The 21,700-nt window shown below is 63.6% G+C and carries 14 protein-coding genes, 2 rRNA genes and 1 pseudogene; 13 read left to right on the plus strand and 4 right to left on the minus strand.

The annotated features are described in order from the left end of the window. Positions 1-144 precede the first annotated feature (144 nt). From ABD742_RS00080 to ABD742_RS00100, 5 genes and pseudogenes are all read left to right on the plus strand, one after another. Positions 145-3,283 (plus strand): 23S ribosomal RNA (locus tag ABD742_RS00080). 183 nt (positions 3,284-3,466) lie between these two features. Then, a 5S ribosomal RNA gene (gene rrf / locus ABD742_RS00085) occupies positions 3,467-3,583 on the plus strand. A gap of 608 nt (positions 3,584-4,191) precedes the next feature. Next, entirely contained in the window at positions 4,192-4,476 is a 285-nt protein-coding gene (locus tag ABD742_RS00090; RefSeq protein ID WP_184739845.1) for an HU family DNA-binding protein, read from the plus strand. Between the two features lie 105 nt (positions 4,477-4,581). Next, positions 4,582-6,748 (plus strand): annotated as a pseudogene (locus ABD742_RS00095) (bifunctional copper resistance protein CopD/cytochrome c oxidase assembly protein). Further along, on the plus strand, positions 6,748-8,721 hold the full coding sequence (locus tag ABD742_RS00100) for an NHL domain-containing thioredoxin family protein (protein WP_234750902.1): 1,974 nt from the start codon (positions 6,748-6,750) through the stop codon (positions 8,719-8,721). The pseudogene ABD742_RS00095 and the gene ABD742_RS00100 overlap by 1 nt, the downstream one beginning before the upstream one ends. Positions 8,722-8,747: 26 nt before the next feature. On the opposite strand, the gene ABD742_RS00105 is transcribed toward ABD742_RS00100, so the two are convergent. Both ABD742_RS00105 and ABD742_RS00110 read right to left on the minus strand, forming a co-directional pair. Then, on the minus strand, positions 8,748-9,740 hold the full coding sequence (locus ABD742_RS00105) for a zinc ribbon domain-containing protein (RefSeq protein WP_234751064.1): 993 nt from the start codon (positions 9,738-9,740) through the stop codon (positions 8,748-8,750). A 173-nt stretch (positions 9,741-9,913) separates the two neighbouring features. Continuing rightward, the gene (locus tag ABD742_RS00110) at positions 9,914-10,471 is read right to left on the minus strand and encodes a dihydrofolate reductase family protein (RefSeq protein WP_234750903.1); all 558 of its coding nucleotides are present in this window, start codon (positions 10,469-10,471) and stop codon (positions 9,914-9,916) included. A gap of 44 nt (positions 10,472-10,515) precedes the next feature. On the opposite strand from ABD742_RS00110, the gene ABD742_RS00115 reads away from it, so the two are divergent. Continuing rightward, a complete protein-coding gene (locus ABD742_RS00115; RefSeq protein WP_234750904.1) occupies positions 10,516-11,127 on the plus strand; it encodes a DinB family protein in 612 nt (203 codons plus the stop codon). On the opposite strand, the gene ABD742_RS00120 is transcribed toward ABD742_RS00115, so the two are convergent. Further along, entirely contained in the window at positions 11,096-11,617 is a 522-nt protein-coding gene (locus tag ABD742_RS00120) for a GNAT family N-acetyltransferase (protein ID WP_234750905.1), read from the minus strand. The two genes, ABD742_RS00115 and ABD742_RS00120, sit on opposite strands and share 32 nt — an antisense overlap. 113 nt (positions 11,618-11,730) lie before the next feature. Further along, on the minus strand, positions 11,731-13,683 hold the full coding sequence (locus tag ABD742_RS00125; RefSeq protein WP_234750906.1) for an FAD/NAD(P)-binding protein: 1,953 nt from the start codon (positions 13,681-13,683) through the stop codon (positions 11,731-11,733). Positions 13,684-13,947: 264 nt separating this feature from the next. Here ABD742_RS00125 and ABD742_RS00130 point away from each other — a divergent pair, with 264 nt between their 5' ends. Genes ABD742_RS00130 through ABD742_RS00160 form a run of 7 tightly spaced genes read left to right on the plus strand, consistent with a single transcriptional unit; the run spans position 13,948 to position 21,421 of the window. Then, complete coding sequence (locus tag ABD742_RS00130) at positions 13,948-15,063, plus strand: amino acid ABC transporter permease (protein ID WP_234750907.1); 1,116 nt, start codon at positions 13,948-13,950, stop codon at positions 15,061-15,063. Further along, a complete protein-coding gene (locus ABD742_RS00135; protein ID WP_234750908.1) occupies positions 15,060-15,854 on the plus strand; it encodes an amino acid ABC transporter ATP-binding protein in 795 nt (264 codons plus the stop codon). Before ABD742_RS00130 ends, ABD742_RS00135 begins: the two co-directional genes overlap by 4 nt. A gap of 12 nt (positions 15,855-15,866) precedes the next feature. After that, positions 15,867-16,850 carry an ABC transporter substrate-binding protein gene (locus tag ABD742_RS00140; RefSeq protein ID WP_234750909.1) on the plus strand — a complete coding sequence of 328 codons (984 nt, stop codon included), beginning with the start codon at positions 15,867-15,869 and terminating at the stop codon, positions 16,848-16,850. Further along, positions 16,847-18,007 carry an LLM class flavin-dependent oxidoreductase gene (locus ABD742_RS00145; RefSeq protein WP_234750910.1) on the plus strand — a complete coding sequence of 387 codons (1,161 nt, stop codon included), beginning with the start codon at positions 16,847-16,849 and terminating at the stop codon, positions 18,005-18,007. The genes ABD742_RS00140 and ABD742_RS00145 overlap by 4 nt, the downstream gene beginning before the upstream one ends. Next, positions 17,991-18,854, plus strand: a complete 864-nt coding sequence (locus ABD742_RS00150; RefSeq protein WP_234750911.1) for a DUF1684 domain-containing protein — start codon at positions 17,991-17,993, stop codon at positions 18,852-18,854. Before ABD742_RS00145 ends, ABD742_RS00150 begins: the two co-directional genes overlap by 17 nt. After that, the gene (locus ABD742_RS00155; protein WP_234750912.1) at positions 18,851-20,014 is read left to right on the plus strand and encodes an LLM class flavin-dependent oxidoreductase; all 1,164 of its coding nucleotides are present in this window, start codon (positions 18,851-18,853) and stop codon (positions 20,012-20,014) included. The genes ABD742_RS00150 and ABD742_RS00155 overlap by 4 nt, the downstream gene beginning before the upstream one ends. Positions 20,015-20,023: 9 nt before the next feature. Continuing rightward, positions 20,024-21,421, plus strand: coding sequence for an NtaA/DmoA family FMN-dependent monooxygenase (locus tag ABD742_RS00160; RefSeq protein ID WP_234750913.1), 1,398 nt, complete (start codon positions 20,024-20,026; stop codon positions 21,419-21,421). Positions 21,422-21,700: the final 279 nt, after the last annotated feature.

A 21,700-nucleotide genomic window follows, 5' to 3' on the forward strand; every position in this document is an offset into this window, starting at 1 on the left:
CTTCCTTTCGGGGGTGGTGGGGTGTGTGTGTCTTACAGCAATTTCTTTTTATGAACCTGGATCCGGCCGCGTGGTGCATCCTTTCGGGGTGTGTGGCGTGGCGTGGTTTCCGTGGTTCTCTCGAGAAGTTTTTTGATCTTGTGTGGTCAAGTTTTTAAGGGCACACGGTGGATGCCTTGGCATTAGGAGCCGAAGAAGGACGTAGGAATCTGCGATAAGCCTGGGGGAGTTGATAACCGAACGGTGATCCCAGGATGTCCGAATGGGGAAACCCCGCCAGACGCGTTTTTCGTGATCTGGTGACCCGCATCTGAACACATAGGGTGCGTGGGGGGAACGCGGGGAAGTGAAACATCTCAGTACCCGCAGGAAGAGAAAACAAGAGTGATTCCGTTAGTAGTGGCGAGCGAACGCGGATGAGGCTAAACCGTTCCATGTGTGATAGCCGGCGGGCGTTGCATGGGCGGGGTTGTGGGACTTTCCGTACTGGTTCTGCCGGACCGGTGGGGTGAGAGTGCAGACATAGGTGAACGGTCTTGAAAGGCCGGCCGGAGAGGGTGTTAGCCCCGTAACCGTAATGTTGTGTGCCGCCTGGAGAGGATCCCAAGTAGCACGGGGCCCGAGAAATCCCGTGTGAATCTGTCAGGACCACCTGATAAGCCTAAATACTTCCTAATGACCGATAGCGGACCAGTACCGTGAGGGAAAGGTGAAAAGTACCCCGGGAGGGGAGTGAAACAGTACCTGAAACCGTGTGCTTACAATCCGTCGGAGCAACCTTGTAGTTGTGACGGCGTGCCTTTTGAAGAATGAGCCTGCGAGTTAGTGTTACGTCGCGAGGTTAACCCGTGTGGGGTAGCCGTAGCGAAAGCGAGTCTGAACAGGGCGAGTGTAGTGGCGTGATCTAGACCCGAAGCGGAGTGATCTACCCATGGCCAGGTTGAAGCGACGGTAAGACGTCGTGGAGGACCGAACCCACTTCAGTTGAAAATGGAGGGGATGAGCTGTGGGTAGGGGTGAAAGGCCAATCAAACTCCGTGATAGCTGGTTCTCCCCGAAATGCATTTAGGTGCAGCGTTGCGTGTTTCTTGCCGGAGGTAGAGCTACTGGATGGCCGATGGGCCCTACAAGGTTACTGACGTCAGCCAAACTCCGAATGCCGGTAAGTGAGAGCGCAGCAGTGAGACTGTGGGGGATAAGCTTCATAGTCGAGAGGGAAACAGCCCAGACCACCAACTAAGGCCCCTAAGCGTGTGCTAAGTGGGAAAGGATGTGGAGTTGCGAAGACAACCAGGAGGTTGGCTTAGAAGCAGCCATCCTTGAAAGAGTGCGTAATAGCTCACTGGTCAAGTGATTCCGCGCCGACAATGTAGCGGGGCTCAAGTACACCGCCGAAGTTGTGGATTTCAGATAGTAGACAAGCCTTCGTGGTTCAGTCGTCTGGAGTGGTAGGGGAGCGTCGTGTGGGCGGTGAAGTCGCGGTGTAAACCAGCGGTGGAGCCTACACGAGTGAGAATGCAGGCATGAGTAGCGAAAGACGGGTGAGAAACCCGTCCGCCGAATGATCAAGGGTTCCAGGGTCAAGCTAATCTGCCCTGGGTAAGTCGGGACCTAAGGCGAGGCCGACAGGCGTAGTCGATGGACAACGGGTTGATATTCCCGTACCGGCGAAGGACCGCCCATGCCAAGCGGGGGATACTAACCGCCCGGAGCCTGCCCAATCACCCTTGTGGTGTGCGGGTTTTGGCCGAGCGCGGGACCTGATCCCGGGAGGTAAGCGTATTAACAGGTGTGACGCAGGAAGGTAGCCGGGCCGGGCGATGGTTGCCCCGGTCTAAGGATGTAGGGTCAGCGATAGGCAAATCCGTCGCTGTGTCTTTGATGACGTTCCTGAGATCTGATGGGACCCCCGTCATGGGGGGATCCGGTGATCCTATGCTGCCTAGAAAAGCATCGGCGCGAGGTTCTAGCCGCCCGTACCCCAAACCGACACAGGTGATCAGGTAGAGAATACCAAGGCGATCGAGAGAATTATGGTTAAGGAACTCGGCAAAATGCCCCCGTAACTTCGGGAGAAGGGGGGCCCCAACCTTGAACACCACTTGCTGGTGGGAGGGGATCGGGGCCGCAGAGACCAGGGGGAAGCGACTGTTTACTAAAAACACAGGTCCGTGCGAAGTCGCAAGACGATGTATACGGACTGACTCCTGCCCGGTGCTGGAAGGTTAAGAGGACCGGTTAGCCGCAAGGCGAAGCTGAGAATTCAAGCCCCAGTAAACGGCGGTGGTAACTATAACCATCCTAAGGTAGCGAAATTCCTTGTCGGGTAAGTTCCGACCTGCACGAATGGAGTAACGACTTCCCCGCTGTCTCAACCATAAACTCGGCGAAATTGCAGTACGAGTAAAGATGCTCGTTACGCGCAGCAGGACGGAAAGACCCCGAGACCTTTACTATAGTTTGGTATTGGTGTTCGGAGTGGCTTGTGTAGGATAGGTGGGAGACGTTGAAGCCCGGACGCCAGTTCGGGTGGAGTCATCGTTGAAATACCACTCTGGTCACTTTGGACATCTAACTTCGGCCCGTGATCCGGGTCAGGGACAGTGCCTGATGGGTAGTTTAACTGGGGCGGTTGCCTCCTAAAAAGTAACGGAGGCGCCCAAAGGTTCCCTCAGCCTGGTTGGCAATCAGGTGTCGAGTGTAAGTGCACAAGGGAGCTTGACTGTGAGAGAGACATCTCAAGCAGGGACGAAAGTCGGGACTAGTGATCCGGCGGTACATTGTGGAATGGCCGTCGCTCAACGGATAAAAGGTACCTCGGGGATAACAGGCTGATCTTGCCCAAGAGTCCATATCGACGGCATGGTTTGGCACCTCGATGTCGGCTCGTCGCATCCTGGGGCTGGAGTAGGTCCCAAGGGTTGGGCTGTTCGCCCATTAAAGCGGTACGCGAGCTGGGTTTAGAACGTCGTGAGACAGTTCGGTCCCTATCCGCTGCGCGCGCAGGAAATTTGAGAAGGGCTGTCCTTAGTACGAGAGGACCGGGACGGACGAACCTCTGGTGTGTCAGTTGTACTGCCAAGTGCACCGCTGATTAGCTACGTTCGGATGGGATAACCGCTGAAAGCATCTAAGCGGGAAGCTCGCTTCAAGATGAGATTTCCATGCACCTCGTGTGTGAGAGGCCCCCAGCCAGACCACTGGGTTGATAGGCCGGATGTGGAAGACAGGACCAAAGACTGTTGAAGCTGACCGGTACTAATAGGCCGACAACTTACACCACACAAACACGATCACTGCTTGCGTCCACTATGTGGTTCCCGAACAACAACCCGCCACCGGTTTGTTGCTCCAGGAACCGAACAACTGAATAACAACACCACCGAACCCCTCAAACGGGTTTGGACAAGTTGTAACCACCAGTCTTCCCGCCCCGCACCCCGTGCGGCGGACCGGGTAACAGGGTTACGGCGGTCATAGCGTGGGGGAAACGCCCGGTCCCATTCCGAACCCGGAAGCTAAGACCCACAGCGCCGATGGTACTGCACCCGGGAGGGTGTGGGAGAGTAGGACACCGCCGGACAACCATTAACGGTCAGGCCCCGACACCACGTGTCGGGGCCTGCACCCATTTAACACCCCAACCCCAGGCCAGGGACCCGGCCTCACGGGCAAACCCCGGCTCACGTATGTGCCGGAAAACCCAAACCCCGGCTCACCCATGAGCCGGAAAACCCAAACCCCGGCTCACGTATGACCCGGAAATCCCAAACCCCGGCTCACCCATGAGCCGGGCCGGCCAGTGCCCCCACCCGCCCTCAGCGGAAGTGAGCGGGCGTCGGGCCGGGACCGGTTGTATGTGAGCGGGCGTCGGGCCGGGACCGGTTGTATGTGAGCCGGCGTCCCGCCGGAACCCCCTATACGTGAGCGGGCGTCCGGTCAGGACCCGGCATATGTGAGCGGGCGTCCGCCCAGAACCCCCTATAAGTGAGCGAGGATCGAGGGTCGGGGAGTTCGCCCGCGGCGGAATTGAGCCCCAAAAGCGCCCGAAATAGGGTGAATTTGGTCAAAAAAGCGCGGAAACACGCGGAATTTGCTGGCTGCGTCCTCCCAAGCTGGTAAGTTTTCGAACAGTGGCTCGCACGCATGCCGTGTGTGAGCTCCAAAATCGTAAAGTCCAGGAGGACACAAATGGCTAAGAACCGTAGCGAACTGGTTTCCGAGGTAGCTGGCAAGGCTGGCACCAGCCAGGCTGCAGTCAACTCCGTGCTCGATGCCCTGTTCGAAGTTTTCGAGACTTCCGTCGCCGCTGGCGAGAAGATCACCATTCCGGGCTGGCTCGCCATCGAGCGCACCGACCGCGCAGCCCGCACGGGCCGCAACCCGCAGACCGGCGAGACCATCCAGATCGCCGCTGGCCACAGCGTCAAGCTGACCGCCGGCTCCAAGCTGAAGGCAGCTGTCGCCAAGAAGTAAGACACTTCGGCGAACGCCCTGAAAGGCGGCAACCTGCGGGTTGCCGCCTTTCTGCTTTAATCCGCTCGATTCGCCGCGCCGCCGACGTTAGCGGACAATGGATAGGTGCCATCAGCCAAATCTCCCGCCACTGCCCCTTCGCCCGCTTCCAAGCCGGGAACCAAGGCAGGCGCTTCCGTGGAAGGGATCTCCTTGCCGTGGCAGCTGGCGGGCTTCGCTGCGCTCTTCCTGGCTCTCGCGGGTGCTCTGATCTTCTCGGCGCCTCGGCCGCGCGGCAGGTCTCTGATCCAGGCGCCTTGGTCCGCTGGGGCTGCCCGTCGCCAAAGCCATTCACAACGTGTTACTGTGTGGCGACTGTGATCGGCGGCTGATCTTCGCCGTCATTATCCTTCCCAAGCACACCTCCCGATCCAGGGGCGACGATGCCCCTGAACACCCCGCGTTCACCCGTGCTTTGGCCGTAGCGGCAGCAGCAGGCGCCGTCTGGACGCTCTCCGCTGTCGCGGTCCTTGTGCTGACCTACGCGGATGTGGCCGGGCAGAGCCTCTCCGGGGACGCGCAGTTCACTGCTTCGCTCGTCTACTTCATGACGGACATCCAGACGGGCCAGGCGTGGCTCGCGGTGACGATCATCGCGGCGATTGTCACGACGGCGCTGTTCGGCGTCCGCTCGTTGGCGGGCCTGGCGCTGACGCTTGTCTTGGCCTTCGGCGGACTGGTGCCGAGCGCACTGATCGGCCACTCCGCGAGTTCCAGCGACCATGAGGGCGCCATCAATTCGCTTGGCCTTCACTTGGTGGGCGTATCCACCTGGGTGGGCGGCATCATCATGCTTGCTGTCCTCTCGAGCCTCCTGCGGGGTTCCAAGGCAACAGGCACCAAGGACATTACCGAGCAGACGCTCCGCCGGTTCTCCGCTTTGGCAGGCTTTGCCTTCGTGCTGGTCTTCGCCTCGGGGGTCGTCAACGCGAGTATTCGTGTCACCAGCTTTTCGGCCTTGGTCGGCACCCCCTATGGGCAGATCATCCTGGCGAAGGCGTTGGCCACTGTTGTCCTCGGCGGCATTGGTTTCATGCATCGCCAGTGGGTGATCCCCCAGCTGGGCCGCAAGTCCATGACAACGCGTCGCGTGCTGTGGCAGCTGGTGTTGGTTGAACTTCTGGTGATGGGCGCGACGTCGGGACTCGCCGTCGCGCTGGCTAGTTCGGCACCGCCGCTGCCCACCACTTACGCGCCCGACGCTTCGCCGGCATTTATCCTGTCCGGTTACGAGCTGCCGCCCGAGCTGACGCCCGCGCGCTGGCTGACTGAGTGGCGCTTCGACTGGCTTTGGGTGGCTGTGGCCCTTTTCGGCGCGGCGAGCTACATCCTTGGCGTGGTCAAGGTCCGCCGCCGCGGTGACTCCTGGTCATGGTTCCGCGCCGTGAACTGGATGATCGGCCTGATAGTCCTGACGTACATCACGTCCGGACCGCCGTCGGTCTATGGTCGCGTACTGTTCTCCGCGCACATGGTGGACCACATGGCGTTGACGATGGTGGCCCCGCTGTTCCTTGTCCTGGGTTCTCCCGTCACGTTGGCGCTGCGGGCACTGCCGTCGCGCGGCGAGGGATCGCGCGGGGACGGCTCACGTGGTCTTCGTGAGTGGATTCTGGTGTTTGTGCATTCGAAGTTCTCCCAGGTGGTGACCCACCCGCTGTTTGCCGCCGCGAACTTTGCCGGTTCGATCGTCCTGTTCTACTTCTCGGACGCGTTCGGCTGGGCGATGCGTGAGCACGTCGGCCATGAACTGATGAACCTGCACTTCTTGCTGACCGGCTACATCTTTGTCCTCACCATGATCGGCACCGACCCGCTGCCCCGACGGGCGCCTTACCCCATGCGGTTGCTCCTCTTGCTCGCCACGATGGGCTTCCACGCGTTCTTCGGCGTGTCCATCATGGGAGGCACCGGGCTGCTTGCTGCCGATTACTTCGGCAACCTCGGCCGGACTTGGGGGCAATCGGCTTTGCTGGACCAGCAGACAGGCGGCGCCGTGGCCTGGGGAATCGGCGAAGTCCCCACCTTGCTGGTGGCGATCGGCGTCGCGGTCATGTGGTCGCGTTCGGACGCGCGGGAGACCAAACGCACCGACCGGGCGGCCGACAGGAATAACGACGCCGACCTTAATGCTTACAACGATATGTTTGCGCGGCTTGCAGACCGCGATGCGAAACTGACTGATCGGGATTTCAAGCAGCCCGAAAGCAAGACCAACCTGGAAGGACGCTGATGAGCGAATCCGTACGCACCCAACTGCGTGTCCGCGCCTCTGAACTGGTGGGCCGTGGCTGGCTCAACACGGGCGGGAAGTCCCTGGACCTGGAAGCCCTGCGCGGCAAGATCGTGCTGCTCGACTTCTGGACGTTCTGCTGCATCAACTGCCTGCATGTCCTCGATGAGTTGCGCCCGCTCGAGGAAAAGTACTCCGATGTCCTGGTGACGGTCGGCGTGCACTCTCCCAAGTTCGAACACGAAGCCGATCCCGTGGCCCTCGCGTCCGCCGTGGAGCGCTACGAAATCCACCACCCCGTCCTGGACGACCCAGAGCTCGCCACGTGGAAGGCCTACACGGCCCGCGCCTGGCCGACGCTGGTGGTGGTTGATCCCGAGGGCTACATCGTGGCGCACCTGTCCGGTGAGGGCCACGCAGACGGCCTCGCCGTGCTTCTTGAAGAGCTGGTTGCCGAGCACGAAGCCAAGGGGACCCTCCACCGCGGTGACGGCCCCTACGTGGCTCCCGTCCCGACGTCGGGCACCCTGCGCTTCCCCGGCAAGGCGACCCAGCTGGACAACGGCAACTACCTTGTGGTGGATTCGGGCCACCACCGTTTGGTGGAACTTCGTCCAGACCTTGAGACCGTGGAGCGCGTCATCGGTTCCGGAACGAAGGGTTACCTGGACGGCGCGGCGGAAATTGCCCAGTTCAACGAGCCGCAGGGCGTGGCGGTGCTCCCGTCGTCGCTGGCCTGGCAGCTCGGGTACGAAGCAGTTGTCGCGGACACCGTGAACCACCGCCTCCGCGGCGTCACGCTCAGCTCCGGTTATGTGCAAACAGTTGCCGGCAACGGCGTGCAGCGCCTGCTCGACGCCGGCCCTGCCCGGGTGACGGAAAGCGGTGCCGGCGTTTGGGCTGAACACCACGACGCCGGTCCGGCTGACTTCGCGGCCGACGCCCTCGACGTCGGGGTACTGGGTGTCGGGACCGGGGTCTCTCTGTCCTCGCCGTGGGACGTGGTGTGGAGCGAGAAGCTGCAGCTTGTTGTCATCGCGATGGCCGGCACGCACCAGATCTTTGCCTTCGAGCCTCTTAGCGGCGAGGTCTCCATCCTGGCCGGCTCGGGCCTTGAAGGTTTGCTTGACGGAGCTGCCGAGGAAGCCTGGTTCGCCCAACCTTCCGGCCTGGCCGTGGATGCGGAAGACAACATCTGGGTGGCCGACTCCGAGACCTCGGCATTGCGCCGCCTGGTCCTTGGCGAAACCGGCGTGACCGTTGAGTCGGCAGTGGGCAAGGGCCTGTTCGATTTCGGCTTCCGGGACGGTGAGGCCACCGCGGCTCGCCTGCAGCATCCCCTGGGTGTCACAGTGCTCCCCGATGGCTCCGTCGCCATCGCAGACACCTACAACGGTGCCGTGCGGCGCTACGACCCCGCGACTAAGACGGTTTCCACCCTGGCGCGGGGGCTCGCCGAGCCGAGCGACGTCGTCGTGGTCTACCCGGAAGGCGGCGAACCGCTGCTGGTGGTGGTCGAATCCAACAAGCACCAACTGGTCCTGGTTCCCATCCCCAAGGAAGCCCAGCAGGTGGACGAGGGAGCATCCCAGACGCAGCGGCCAAAGAGTCCCGTGGCGCCGGGGAACCTGGAGCTCACCGTGCGCTTCACGGCCCCGACCGGCCAGAAGCTCGACGACCGCTGGGGCGACCCTACTCAGCTGAAGATTTCGTCGACCCCGCCCGAACTGCTGCTTTCCGGCGGTGGCACGTCCGTGGGGCTGCTGCGGACCCTCGAGCTGTCTGCCGACGTGCCTGAGGGGATCCTCCACATCACTGCCCGCGCGGCTGCCTGCGATGGCCCGGAGACCGAGGACGGCGAAATCCCCGATCACGCGGCGTGCCACCTCTACCAGCAGGACTGGGGCATCCCCGTGGTCCTGCAGGCCGACGGCGACTCCGAGCTGGTGCTTGACCTGCGCGGGATGGACTAGGCAGGGGCCGTTAACAGAGGCACAGCCTAGAAGCTCACCAGCGGGGTGACCGTGATGGTGTCCGCCCCTATGTCCAGACGTGTGGTGAAGCTGAAGTCGTGAACGGCGCTGAGGTCGCCGACTTGCCCGCTGAAGAGGTCGATTTCGCGGGCTGTGACCTTGGCTTTGCCGTTGAGGGGCGCCACGACCCACTGTCCGTTAAAGGGGTCGATGCTGACCTTGGGATACTCCGTGATCTGCCATTTGATGGTGCCATCCACCACCCGGCTGTTGGTCACGTGGTAGAACGGGCAGTCGGGCTGGAGCTTTTGCTGCTTGGTGGCGTCAGCGGCGCAGGTGTCCAGGAATTCCTTGACCTTGTCGCTCACCACCTTGATCATGGCGTCGGTGGGCTTGGTCAGAAGGTTGAGGGGTGCCTGAGGCAGGGCGCCCGTGGTTACCGAGGTGCTCGTAGTCGGCGCCGAGAAGTATTTGCCGGCGAGGCTGGCTTCGTACTGGCCGGGGTAAAACACGGCAAAGCTGTTTCGGCCATTGGGCAGGTTCACCGGGACGCCGTTCAGGGTCGCCTCGTTGGCGTTCACTACGGTGACCTCGATCGTCGGCAAGGATGACGGCACGAACGACCACTTGCCGAAGAACAGCCACTCGGTGCCCGTCCGTTCAAGCAGGAAGTCCGAGTGCAGCGCCTTGCCGTCGATCTGATAGTCCATGGGGACCGTCACCCGGTTGCCGCCACGGGATTCGGCGTTGCCGAGCTTGATATCGGTGATCTTCGACGCAGCCGTCTGAAGGGCGGTACCGTCCAGCATGGCGGCGTTGGCGTTGGGCACGGACGCGTGCAGGAGCCCGAGGGCTTCCCCGCCGTGCCCCTTCTGGAGGGCCGAGAGGTAATCGCGAACTTGCTGCTGCGGGCTGGCTATGGAGTTGCTCACCAGGTTGATCGAAACGATCGCAGCGGCCACGGCAAGCATCAGGCCGAGTAGCCACCCGGCCGCGGTCTTGACCAACGCTTGACTCAACTGCACGCCCTTTACGTTACCCGCCGGTTCAGCAATACCTCGTCATCCCTCCCCTCACGTGACAACTGAACATGCTTTTGGGGAAGGGCCCGACGGCGGGTGGCAGCTCCTTTTTAGCGGCGCCGGCGCGATGAGGTTCCGAACACTCCGCGGAGCAATTCCGGCCGTACTGCTTATGCCCGCTTGGCGTACCGGAGGTAGACGACGCCGTTGCCAAAGCGATGTTCGTCCAACAGTTCAAGGGTCAGGCCCACGCCGTCGGGGAGGAATTGCTTGCCGCCTCCGACGACGACCGGCGTGAGGAAGAGACAGAACTCGTCCACCAGTCCGGCCTTGATGGCTTGGGCGGCTAGAACCGTGCCACCAATGGACATGTCCTGCTCTGACGACTCTTTGAGCGCGCGGATGGCTCCGGCGTCGAACTCCCGCTCGAGGCGTGTCTTCGCGGTGGACGGACTCTCCAGACTCGTCGAGTACACGATCTTCTCCGCGGCACGCCAGATCTCCGCGTAGTCCCGCATGACCGGTGGCTCCTCGGAAAGGGACATGTCCTCCCATGCGGACATGACCTCGTACATTCGCCTGCCATAGAGGTATGTGCCGATGGGCCGCTCAAGGTCGTTGACGAAGCTGTGCACTTCTTCGTCCGGCATGCTCCAATCGAATTTTCCGTCGGCATCGGCTGTGTAGCCGTCCAGGGACATGATCCCTGCGTAGATCAGTTTCGTCATGCACAGACGGTACACACTCGCGACGGCAACGGTATAGTGCCCGGATGGATGACAAAGCGGTTCTGCTCAAATACCTGCGCGCCCGTCGCGCCGAGCTCCTCGCCAAGCTTGACGGACTCGACGAGTACGACGTCCGCCGGCCCATGACCCCCACCGGCACCAACCTCCTGGGACTGGTCAAGCATGTGGCCAGCGTGGAGCTGGGGTACTTCGGGGAAGTCTTTGGCCGGCCCAGCGGCCGGGACTTACCGTGGTTCGCCGACAATGCCGAAGCCGACGCGGACCTGTGGGTTCCCCCGGAAGAGAGCAGGGACGAGATCATCGAATTGCACCGGTTCTCGGCCGAGCACAGCGATGCAACCATCGAGTCGCTCCCACTCGACGCTCCCGGGGAAGTGCCGTGGTGGCCGGAAGAACGCCGACACGTGACGCTCCATCAGATCCTGGTGCACATGTGCGTCGAGACGGCCCAGCACTTGGGGCATGCCGACATACTTCGTGAGCTTATCGACGGTTCGGCAGGGAAAGGCCCCGGGGACCTGAATTTGTCACAGCGAAGCCCCGAAGAATGGGCCGATCACCGGGCCCGGATCGAAGCCGCGGCGCGCCAGGCCGGGCGTAGGCTCACGCCTGAGCGGGCACAAGATCCTTCGTGAACGCCAAGTGCTTGATCTCTTCCGGATCCGCGTCGACGTCGAACAGCGGGGTGTAGCCCGTGGCCAGGTACAGGTTCTTGGCTTCGGGCTGCCGCGGACCGGTGGTGAGGTAGATCCGGCGGTAGCCGCGCCGGGACGCCTCGGCCTCCAGTTCCGCGAGGACCACCCGGGCCAGCCCACGACGGCGGTGGGCCGAATGCGTCCAGATCCGCTTGAGCTCTGCCGTACCGGAGTCGTAGCGGCGGAATGCCCCGCCCGCTACGGTTTCGCCGCTCTCCTGCAGGATGAGCAGGGCGCCGTGGGGTGCGGCAAACTCGCCGGCCGGGTACCTGTTGAGCTCCTCGGCCGCGCCACCGCTGCCGAAGAGGTCCCCGTAGCGCGTGGTGTATTCGACGGCGAGTTCGTCCAGAAGGGGCTTGACCCGTGGATCGCGCATGGGCAGGGTCAGGACGGAAAGGCCCGACGACGGCAGGGTTGGCGTTGTTTTCATGACATGCCTTTCGTGAATTTCCCCAACTAGTCCCCACCGCCACCCTCGCCTCGCAAGCTCGGCCAGGGAACCCTGGCGGCGTGGGCCCTCGCAGTTGTTGTCGTTTTGAGGCGTCAAAACGACAACAACTGCGAGCTAGTTGGGTGGCCGGTGCTTGGGTGAGGGGCGGAGAGTTCGGTCAGGAGGCGGCGGGCCAGGGCGTCATTCTCCCGGAACGATGCAGCGTTCGTTCCGGGCCGCGCGAACGCACCGGCGCCCCAACCCGAGGTCCACGGTCCGACGGCGAAGAGGCCCGCCTGCCGTCCGCCGTCGGGAGCCAGGACTTCGTGCGAACTCGAGACCAACAGCTTACCGGTGGAGTGCGGGCCGTCCGAGGTGAGGAGCGACTGTTCGGTGCCCCGACCGGCGTCGTGCAGGTCCGCCAGCGCGGGGTTGGCCGATCGCACCACCGACGGCGACGGCAACCGTGCCTCGATGTACGCCGCTGCGTCCACCACCACGGGCGATTGGAAGGAACCGGCCACGAAACGGCCGCTGGCCTCGTCCGGGCGCACCCACATGCCCGAACCCAGGAACTGCAGCAATCCGGCCCGGTGCAGGGCGAGGATTTCGCGCAGCCGGTGGGGCGGCGGGCCGGAATCCACGAAGCTGAAGAAACCGTGCCACCACCCGTGCACCGCTTGCTGGGAGCGCGAATTGAGCCGCTCCTGCGGGACCAACCGGCCGAGTTCCATGTAGACGCGGAGCAAGGCCGTGAACAGGGCCAAGGTTTCCGAATGGTTCGGGCTGGTACGGAGGTTGAGGTCACGTTCGATGTAGCTCACCACGGATCGTTGCACGGCTGCATGGTCCGCGAAGGCGCAGCCGCTGAAAGGCTGGTCCAGGGCTTCGAGGTCGAGCCGGAGGGAGGGTTCCGGGATGGCCGCGGCCACGAGGTCTTCGCGTTCGCAGCTGTACCAATCCAGGGCATCGAATTGCGCCGAAAATTCCTCCCAGCCGCCGTGGACCCGTTCCGGATAGCCGGTGAAGAGCTCGCGGTAATAGGCGTAGCCGGCGTCCTTGGCGATGAGCGGCCAGAGCTGGGTCCGGAAATCCAGCTCCTCGTGGGCGGCGAGCAGCGATTCCACAGCGGCGGCGGTTAAGTACCGGGGCAGGCCGACGGGTTCCCCTCGCAGGGTCGACGAGATCTTGGAGTGGTAGGGGACTCCGCGCCGCGAGCCTGCCCAGAGTCTCGGTTCGGCGCCGGACGGCACATAGTCCAGGCCGCCGTCGGGCCTGTCTTCGAAGCGGCCGCCGCGGCCCTCGAACAAGAGCACCAGAAGGTCCACGAACGCGAGTCCCATGCCCGAGACCAGGACGTCCTGGCCGGGTGCGATCGCCGAATAATCGACGTCGGTGGTGTACGACGGCGCCGCGTGGAATCCGCCGTGGCGGGCGGCGAAATCGGCCAGCCGCGCTGATTCCGGATCGGCCCGGGAGTCCGTGTGGCCCAGGGAGTACACCACGAGATCCGCCTCCAGCACCCCGTCGGAGGCGAGCCGCACGCGGTATTTCGCACCGCCGTCGGGCACTGGAGCAAGATGTTCGACGGCGGTAGCCGTGTCCCGGTGGACCGTCACCGTGACGTCCGGGCCGAGTGCCGCGACGGCCCTGCGGAAGAACCACTCAAGGTATCTGCTCTGGAGCTGGCGGCTGGGAAACGACCCCGGTGTCAGCGCACGGAGCTGCTCAAGGAGATGGGGCTCCAGCTGCGGGATGTCCCGGATGGAACCGTCCAGCACGCCGGCCGCCCATGCTGCGAGACCCGGACCGTCCACCGAGGGACCATCGCAGGCCACGGAACCGTCGGTGAACATCGTGACGTCCGCCGCAGTCGAGTTGAGCAGGAGTCCCGGGCTCTGGTCATAGCGCCAGATCCTCCCGGAACCGGGTTCGTACGGTTCGACGACGTGGATGGAGAGTGGGCCGTCGAAGAGTCCGGGCTTGTTGGCCGCGAGCCGTTCGAGGATGCCGGCAGAGCGCGGACCACCGCCAATAAACACGATAGTGGGGGCGAAGGACGGCATGGCAACTCCTGTTGGCGGTGGCTGGTGGTACCCGAGCCTAGGGACGCGGCGGGGCTTCGGTCGAGGCGCAGGTAACGGCCGTTCACCCCGCGTCACGGCCCGTCAACAAGCGCAAAAAACGGACTCATGTGGCTCCATATGAAGCCGCGCGAAGCGCCATGAAGCCCCATGAAGAAGTGCAAAAATCCGCCTTGCAGCCCCTTCGAGAGCGCCCCTAGATTGGCAGCCATCCGACAAAACAAGCGATACGAAGCGAGGTGGCGCATGAGTTCAGCAGCAACCACAGTGGCGCAGTCCGCACAGCAATCTGCACCGGAACCGGCGCCCGGCGCCTTTTTGGAACACAGCGCCTTTTTGGAACACAGCGCCTTTTTGGAACACAGCGCCTTCGCGGAAAGCCCGACGGCGGACGCTGCCCAGAGTGCCGACGCCAACAGTGCCGTCGCCCGGCCCGCAGCCGACTACTCCGGCTACAAAATGGTTCCTGCCCGGCATCCGTGGCGCTGGGTAGGCACCGTGCTGGTCGCTCTTGGCGTCGTCGCCGTGGCCTGGTCCCTCGCGACTAACCCGCGCTGGGAATGGGGTGTCGTGGCGCAATGGTTCACCGCGCAATCCGTGGTGAACGGCCTCGTGGAGACACTGAAGCTGACGGCCATCTCCGGCGCGCTCGGCTTTGTCCTCGGCTTCATTCTGGCGCTCATGAGGCTCTCGGCCTCGCCGCTGCTGCTCTCGGTGTCCTGGACGTTCTCCTGGATCTTCCGCTCCACGCCCTTGTTGGTCCAGATGCTGCTTTGGTACAACCTGGGCTACCTCTACGAGAAAATCAGCCTGGGCATCCCCTTCACGGATATCCGCTTCTTCGAGGTCCAGACCACCACGCTCATCAGCCAATTCGCGGCGGCCGTCCTGGGACTGACCCTCAACCAAGCGGCGTACTCGGCGGAAATCATCCGCGGCGGCATCCTCTCGGTGGATCAAGGCCAGCTCGAGGCCGCCGCGGCCCTGGGCATTCCGGCCTGGCGACGGTCCACCAGGATCGTGTTGCCGCAGGCCATGCGGGCCATCCTACCCACCGCTTTCAACGAGATCATCGGCCTGGTCAAGGGAACGTCGATCGTCTACGTCCTGGCCTATTCCGAGCTCTTCTACACCGTGCAGGTCATCTACAACCGCACCCAGCAGGTCCTTCCGCTGCTCCTCGTGGCGACCCTCTGGTACGTGGCCATTACCTCGGTCCTGAGCGTCTTCCAGTACTACATCGAGCGGCACTACTCGAAGGGCGCCGTCCGCAACCTGCCGCTCACTCCGCTGCAGAAGGCCAGGAAGTTCTTTGCCACCCACGCACCCGTGAACACTGACCGAGCGAAGGAAGTCCGATGAGTACCGCTGCAACCCGCGGCCATGTGGAAATCACCAACGTCCGCAAGTCCTTTGGGGGCACGGAAGTCCTCAAGGGTGTGTCCCTGACGGTGCCGCCCGGCGGAGTCGCAGTGATCGTGGGGCCCTCCGGCTCCGGGAAGTCCACGCTCCTGCGGACCATCAACCACTTGGAAAAGGTGGACGGCGGGTACATCACCATCGACGGCCAATTGGTGGGCTACCAGGTCCGTGGAAACAAGCTGCACGAACTGCGCGAAAAGGACATCCTCAAGCAGCGCACGGACATCGGCATGGTGTTCCAGAACTTCAACCTGTTCCCGCACCTCACCGCACTGGAAAACGTGACCGAAGCACCCGTCGTCGCGCTCCACCGGAACAAAGCCGAAGCGCGCAAGCGTGCGCTGGAACTCCTGGACCGCGTGGGCCTCAAGGACCGGGCCGATGCCTACCCACGGCAATTGTCCGGCGGCCAGCAACAGCGCGTTGCCATCGCCCGGGCGCTGGCCCTTGACCCCAAGATCCTGCTCTTCGACGAACCAACTTCGGCGTTGGATCCGGAGCTGGTCAACGAGGTCCTGGACGTCATCCGAGAACTCGCGACGTCGGGCACCACATTGATCATCGTCACGCACGAAATGGGCTTCGCCCGCGATGTGGCGGACACCGTGGTCTTCATGGATCAAGGCCAGATCGTGGAGCAAGGCAGTCCCCAGGAGATCTTCGCGAATCCCCGTGAACCCCGGACGCGGAGCTTCTTCTCCAAAGTCATCGAACCAGCATTCAACATCTGAGGACCCCCCCGCATGCTTCGCATTAATCTCAAATTTTTGGCGCTCGCCGTGCTGCCCGCCGTCGTACTCCCGGCGCTCGCCGGCTGCTCCGACCCCGGCGCGTCCGCCGGCGGCGCCAGCCTGTTCGCGAGTACTGCCCGCAACGGCGTCGTCTACAACACCTCGCCCGAGCAGAACCGCATCCGGGCGCAGAAGGACCCCGCCGCGGCAGCCGCGGTTCCCGCTGCGATCGGCAAGGACGGCAAATTGACCGTTGCCACCACGGCTGGATCCATCCCGCTGTCCTTCTACGCGACGGACAACAAGACCCCGATCGGCGTCGAGGTGGACCTCGCACAACTTGTAGCCGACAAGCTCGGCCTCGCCCTGGACGTGCAGGTCACCTCCTGGGAGAACTGGCCGCTCAAGACGCAGTCGGGGGATTTCGAAGCCGTGTTCTCGAATGTGGGCATCAACAAGGACCGGGTTAAACTGTTCGACTTCTCCACCTACCGCGCCGCCTACATGGGCTTCGAGGCCAAGAAGTCGTCGACGTACAACGTCAAGGGCGCGGATGACATCTCCGGGCTGAAGGTCTCGGTGGGCTCGGGAACCAACCAGGAGAAGATCCTCCTGGCCTGGAACAAGGACCTGGAATCCCGCGGCAAGGCGCCTGCAACCCTGCAGTACTACTCCTCCGACGCCGACACCATCCTGGCGCTCTCCTCCGGCCGGACAGACTTGAACATCGCGCCCTACCCGTCCGTGTCCTACCGGGAAAACACCCGGAACGACCTGAAAGTGGTGGGCAAGGTCAACGCCGGCTGGCCCTCCGAGACCCTCGTCGCGGCTACCACCCTCAAAGGAAACGGCCTGGCTCCGGCCATCACGGATGCCTTGAATTCGGCCATCAAGGACGGTTCCTACGGCAAGGTCCTGGATCGCTGGGGCCTGACCGAGGAAGCCCTGCCGGAATCCAAAACCGTGACCGAGGCCAACTTGGGGAGTGCGAAATGAAGTTCCAGGTACTCGATATCATTCCGCACCTGAAGAACCCGGTAACCGGGGAAATTGTCTCGACGGCGGAGCGGCTCAACCAGGTGGTGGAGACTGCCCGCAGGGCCGAGGAGCTGGGTTTTGACAGTTTCGCCGTAGGGGAGCGGCACGCGGGAGAATTCATCTCTTCGTCCCCGACAGCGGTCCTCGCCGCGATTGCGGCCGTCACCAACCGCATCAGGCTCCAGACCGGCGTCACCGTTTTGTCCGTGCTGGATCCCGTGCGGGTGGCCGAAGACTACGCCACGATCGACCAATTGAGCCGGGGCCGCCTGGAACTCGTGATCGGCAAGGGCAACGAGGTGCTGCAGTACCCCTTGTTTGGGCTCTCCCTTGATGATCAGTGGGAGCTGCTCGGCGAAAAGTACGGGCTCTTGCGGCGGCTGTGGCGGGAGGAAAACGTCACGTGGTCCGGCCGTTTCCGACCCGCGTTGATCGAAGCAACGACGACGACGCCGCGACCGTTTGCGGGTTCGCCACGGATTTGGCACGGCTCGGCTACAACCCTCACCTCGGCCGCGCTCGCCGCACAGTGGGGCGATCCGCTGTTCACCGCCAACGCCATCCAGCCTCGCGAGAACTACAAGATCCTGATCGACCATTACCGCGAGGAATACGAACGCCACGGTCACGATCCGCGCCACCAGTACCTCGGTTCGGGTTCCGGCGCCGGTGGCGTGTTCATCGCGGACACCACGCAGGAAGCCAAGCGCCAGTTCGGGCCGGTCTACGAGGCGTTGACGATCGGACGCAACGTCCCGGGCAACAATTCGCCGTTCCGGGACATCGACCACGCTGTGGCTGAAGGTCCTGCGCTGGTGGGCAGCCCGGAACAGGTCATCGACAAAATCCTGAGCTACCACGCGCTCTACGGCCACGATCTGCAGTCCATTTCCTTGCCCACCACCCTGCCCTTCGAGCAGCAGCTGGAGATCCTGGAGCGGTTCGCGCTTGAGATCATTCCTGCGGTCCGAGCCGCCGCGCCCACCACGCTGTGGGAGCCTGCGGATCCCTTCGGCGGCCGTCCGGAATTCGCTGGAGCCACCTCGACTGACGCCGCCGGAACCGTCACCGCAGACCACGTAACCCACAGGAGTGAAAATGTCTACGCCCACTGAAACGGCTGCCCCCACCACCGCGGCCTTCACCGCCGCGTGGCAGGAATGGCACGCCGCGCATGAGCGCCACCGCGCCGATCCGCACGGATTCCTCGCCGTCACCCACCTGCACTGGCTTGGGCATTCGCATCGGCCTGGCGGCGCAGCTGCTCCCCTGGACGGGGTGCCGGGCACGTGGAGCGTGGAGAACGACGTGGTCACCGTGGTTTTGGGGCCGGGCGAAAGCCTGCTTCGTGACGGCCACGAACTCAACCCCGACGGCGCAGGGGCCACCGTCACGTTCGGCCCCATCGCGGAACGGGACGGCCTCGACCTCAAGGCGGGGGACGCCGTCGTCGAACTCGCCAAGCGTGGCGGCGAGTACATTGTCCGGCCGCGACATCCCGGGAACCCGCTGCTCAATGAATACCGCGGCACACCGGCATACGCGCCGGATGCTTCGTTCGCCGTGAACGGTACGTTCGTGCCGTTCGCGGTTCTCCGACCGACCACCGTGGGCGCCGCCGTCGAGGGCATCCAGCACGTCTACGAAGCACCGGGCGAGCTCCATTTCACGCTCGCGAGCCAGGACTTGGTGCTGACGGCTTTCAATGGACATGCTCCGGGCACGCTCTCGGTGTTGTTCACGGACGCGACCTCGGGCAAGACCACTTACGCGGCCAATCGCTCGCTCACCGTGACCCCGGAAGCGGACGGCTCCGTGGTGCTTGATTTCAACCGTGCGGTCAACCTGCCGTGCGCCTACACGGACCTTGCGACCTGCCCGCTGCCGCCTGCCGAGAACCGGCTGAGCGTGGCCATCGAAGCCGGCGAACGGATCCCTTACGAAAGGCAGGAACAGCAATGAGCGGCAACTCTCGTCCGGGCCGGCCCGGATTCTTGGCCTTGGAGCTCGACGGCGACGGCGCCCACCCCGCAGCCTGGCGCAAAGCCCGGCATGCCCCGGATGAGTTGCTGAACGGTGCACGGATCCGGAGCACGGTGCTGGCGGCGGAGTCGGCGGGGTTTCAGGTGGCGACGTTCGCCGACGGGCCTGTGAGTTCTGGACGTGACGTTGCCGGCCGCCTGAACGCCTTGCAGCGGGCCGCCTTCGCCGGGCCGGTGACAAGTTCGATTGTGCTGGTCCCTGAAGTCGACACGGTTTACACCGAGCCCTTCCACGTTTCGACGCAGCTGGCGAGCCTGGACTACGTCTCGGGCGGACGGGCCGGTTGGCTCGTCGCGGCGAGCGGCTCCACGGAGGAGGCAGCCGCCGTCGGGCGCTCTTTTGCTGAAGGTGCCGCGTTGGCGCAGGAGGCCGCGGCGTCTGTGGAAGTGAGCCGGCGGCTCTGGGATTCCTGGGAGGACGGCGCCGTGATCCGCGACGTGGCTACCGGGCGGTACCTCGACGTCGACAAACTCCATTACGTCGACTTCGAGACACCATCGGATTTCGCAGGGCCCGGGTACTCGGTGAAGGGACCCTCCATCATTCCGCGTCCGCTGCAGGGGCAGTTGCCCGTGGTTGCGCAGGCCGGTTTGCTTCCTTCGGACGCCGATGTGGTGCTGGTGTCCGCTCCGACGACTTCACTGCTTGCCGCGGAGGTGGCGGAGGTGCGTCGGGCTATTGCTGGGGGCGGCGCCGTTGTTGGAGGCGGCGCCGTTGATCGGATCGGCCCGGCGGTGGTGGCGGAGCTCGACGTCGTCCTCGACTCGCGCGGGCAGAGCGCCTCTGCGCGGCTCGCCGAACTGGACGCGTTTACTCCTTGGTCCAGTTCCCGCGCGCGTTTTGTCGGCACGGCAGCGGAACTGGCGGGCTTCCTTGCCGGGCTGCTTGCTGTGGCCGACGGCGTTCGGCTGCATCCGGCGGTGCTGGACGTGGAACTCGAGGAGTTGGCGCAGCTGGTGTTGCCCGAGCTTCGTCGCCGCGGGGCGCTTAAGCCTTTTGCCCAGGGCGGCACGTTCCGGGAATTGCTGGGTCTGGAGAGGCCGCTGAGCCGGTACGCGAGCCCTGGCTCGGAAAACTGAGGAGAGAACATGACACAGCACAACCGTGCTAAATTCCAGCCGAGCGGGAAGATCCAGTTCGGAATCTTCTTCCAGGGCGTCAATTCCGGCACCATCTGGAAGGCGCCCGAATCCGGTTCGCAGACCGATTTTGAGTCGTTCCGAAGGATCGCCCAGACAGCCGAGCGCGGGCTGTTCGCTGCCTTCTTCTTGGGCGAAGGCCTGCGCTTGCGTGAGCACCTCGGCCGCCCCCACGCCTTGGATGTCGCGGGCAGGCCGGACGCGCAGACCATGCTGGCGGCGCTCGCGTCGGTGACGTCCAATATCGGGCTCGTTGCCACGCAGAACACCACGTACAACGATCCCGCCGACCTCGCGCACCGGCTCGCCTCGCTCGACTTGCTCTCCGGCGGCCGGGCGGCGTGGAACGTCGTGACCACGGACAACGCCTGGACCGGGGCCAACTTCCGACGGGGCGGCTACCTGGACCACGCCGATCGGTACGTCCATGCCGAAGCCTTCGTGGAGACGGCCAAGAGGATCTGGGATTCGTGGGAGGACGGAGCGGTTTCCTCGTCCGTCACTGCGGATTCCTGGGCGGGTCCCGGCCATGCGCGGCGCGTGCACCACTCCGGGCAGCACTATTCCGTGGACGTCACGCCCCGGCTGCCTCGCAGCGCCCAGTACAGGCCTGTGTTGTTCCAAGCCGGCGATTCACCGGAAGGCCGTGACTTCGCTGCCCGCCAGGCGGATGTCATCTTCTCGGCGCACCCGAAGTTCGATGATGCCGTGGAGTTCCGTGCCGATATTGTCTCGCGCTCCCTGGCAGCTGGACGGGGCGCCAACGACGTCCAGATCATGCCGGCGAGCGAGTTCATCCTCGCGGCAACCTACGAGGAAGCCCGCGAGAAGAAGGAATGGGTCCGCAGCCTGCAGATCGGGCCGCAGCAGGCAGTTGCGTATCTCGAACAGTTCTGGGGCCGGGAGCTGTCGGCTTACGATCCCGATGGTCCGCTTCCGGAGATCGATCCTGTGGTGGAGGAGACCTCCGAGACCCGGGGGAGCGGCTTCCACGGTGCCAAAGCCCGGCAGCTCGCCGAGCAGTGGCGTGCCGAGGCCAAGGAGAAGGGCCTGTCCATCCGGCAGTTCGTGAGCTCCAGGACGTCCAGGGTGGATTCGACGTTCACGGGATCCTATGCAGCCGTGGCCGACACCTTGGCTGAATATGCCCGCGTCGGTGCCGTGGACGGTTTCAACATCTCGCCGTGGCTCATCCCCACGGGCCTGGATGACATCGTGAACCATCTCGTGCCGGAACTGCAGGAACGCGGCGTGTACCCCACGGAATACGTCGGCTCGACCCTCCGCGAGAACCTGGGGCTGGCGACGCCGGTGCGCTCGGAACCGCTGGTTCCGGTGCAGCTTTGAACCTCCATCGATTGTTCCGTAAACGCCGTTTTGAGCGTCCAAACAATGACGGACTGGTCCGGCTCAATTAACGGTATGGGAACAGTGGCTCTAGAACGGATTCATGAAGAACCGGAAGAAGTCATGAAAACATCCACCTGATCCGGGGTTGCCAAGATAATGCCGTGGCCTTGGTAAAGGCTGCGGGCCGGGCTCGTATCTCTGGGGTTACGAGATATGGTGGCGTGTAGCGTTTAGGGCACCTTCACCGGGCATTTAATCGGGCGGGTCATACGGGAA

Origin of the sequence: Arthrobacter ramosus, from assembly GCF_039535095.1 — a bacterium.
Classification (GTDB): domain Bacteria; phylum Actinomycetota; class Actinomycetes; order Actinomycetales; family Micrococcaceae; genus Arthrobacter; species Arthrobacter ramosus.

Excerpts from the sequence above, each read along its gene's own strand:
- ABD742_RS00090 (WP_184739845.1), top strand. The coding sequence starts at position 4,192 with ATGGCTAAGAACCGTAGCGAACTGGTTTCCGAGGTAGCTGGCAAGGCT.
- ABD742_RS00100 (WP_234750902.1), top strand. The coding sequence starts at position 6,748 with ATGAGCGAATCCGTACGCACCCAACTGCGTGTCCGCGCCTCTGAACTG.
- ABD742_RS00110 (WP_234750903.1), bottom strand. The coding sequence starts at position 10,471 with ATGACGAAACTGATCTACGCAGGGATCATGTCCCTGGACGGCTACACA.
- ABD742_RS00115 (WP_234750904.1), top strand. The coding sequence starts at position 10,516 with ATGGATGACAAAGCGGTTCTGCTCAAATACCTGCGCGCCCGTCGCGCC.
- ABD742_RS00120 (WP_234750905.1), bottom strand. The coding sequence starts at position 11,617 with ATGAAAACAACGCCAACCCTGCCGTCGTCGGGCCTTTCCGTCCTGACC.
- ABD742_RS00125 (WP_234750906.1), bottom strand. The coding sequence starts at position 13,683 with ATGCCGTCCTTCGCCCCCACTATCGTGTTTATTGGCGGTGGTCCGCGC.
- ABD742_RS00130 (WP_234750907.1), top strand. The coding sequence starts at position 13,948 with ATGAGTTCAGCAGCAACCACAGTGGCGCAGTCCGCACAGCAATCTGCA.
- ABD742_RS00135 (WP_234750908.1), top strand. The coding sequence starts at position 15,060 with ATGAGTACCGCTGCAACCCGCGGCCATGTGGAAATCACCAACGTCCGC.
- ABD742_RS00140 (WP_234750909.1), top strand. The coding sequence starts at position 15,867 with ATGCTTCGCATTAATCTCAAATTTTTGGCGCTCGCCGTGCTGCCCGCC.
- ABD742_RS00145 (WP_234750910.1), top strand. The coding sequence starts at position 16,847 with ATGAAGTTCCAGGTACTCGATATCATTCCGCACCTGAAGAACCCGGTA.
- ABD742_RS00150 (WP_234750911.1), top strand. The coding sequence starts at position 17,991 with ATGTCTACGCCCACTGAAACGGCTGCCCCCACCACCGCGGCCTTCACC.
- ABD742_RS00155 (WP_234750912.1), top strand. The coding sequence starts at position 18,851 with ATGAGCGGCAACTCTCGTCCGGGCCGGCCCGGATTCTTGGCCTTGGAG.
- ABD742_RS00160 (WP_234750913.1), top strand. The coding sequence starts at position 20,024 with ATGACACAGCACAACCGTGCTAAATTCCAGCCGAGCGGGAAGATCCAG.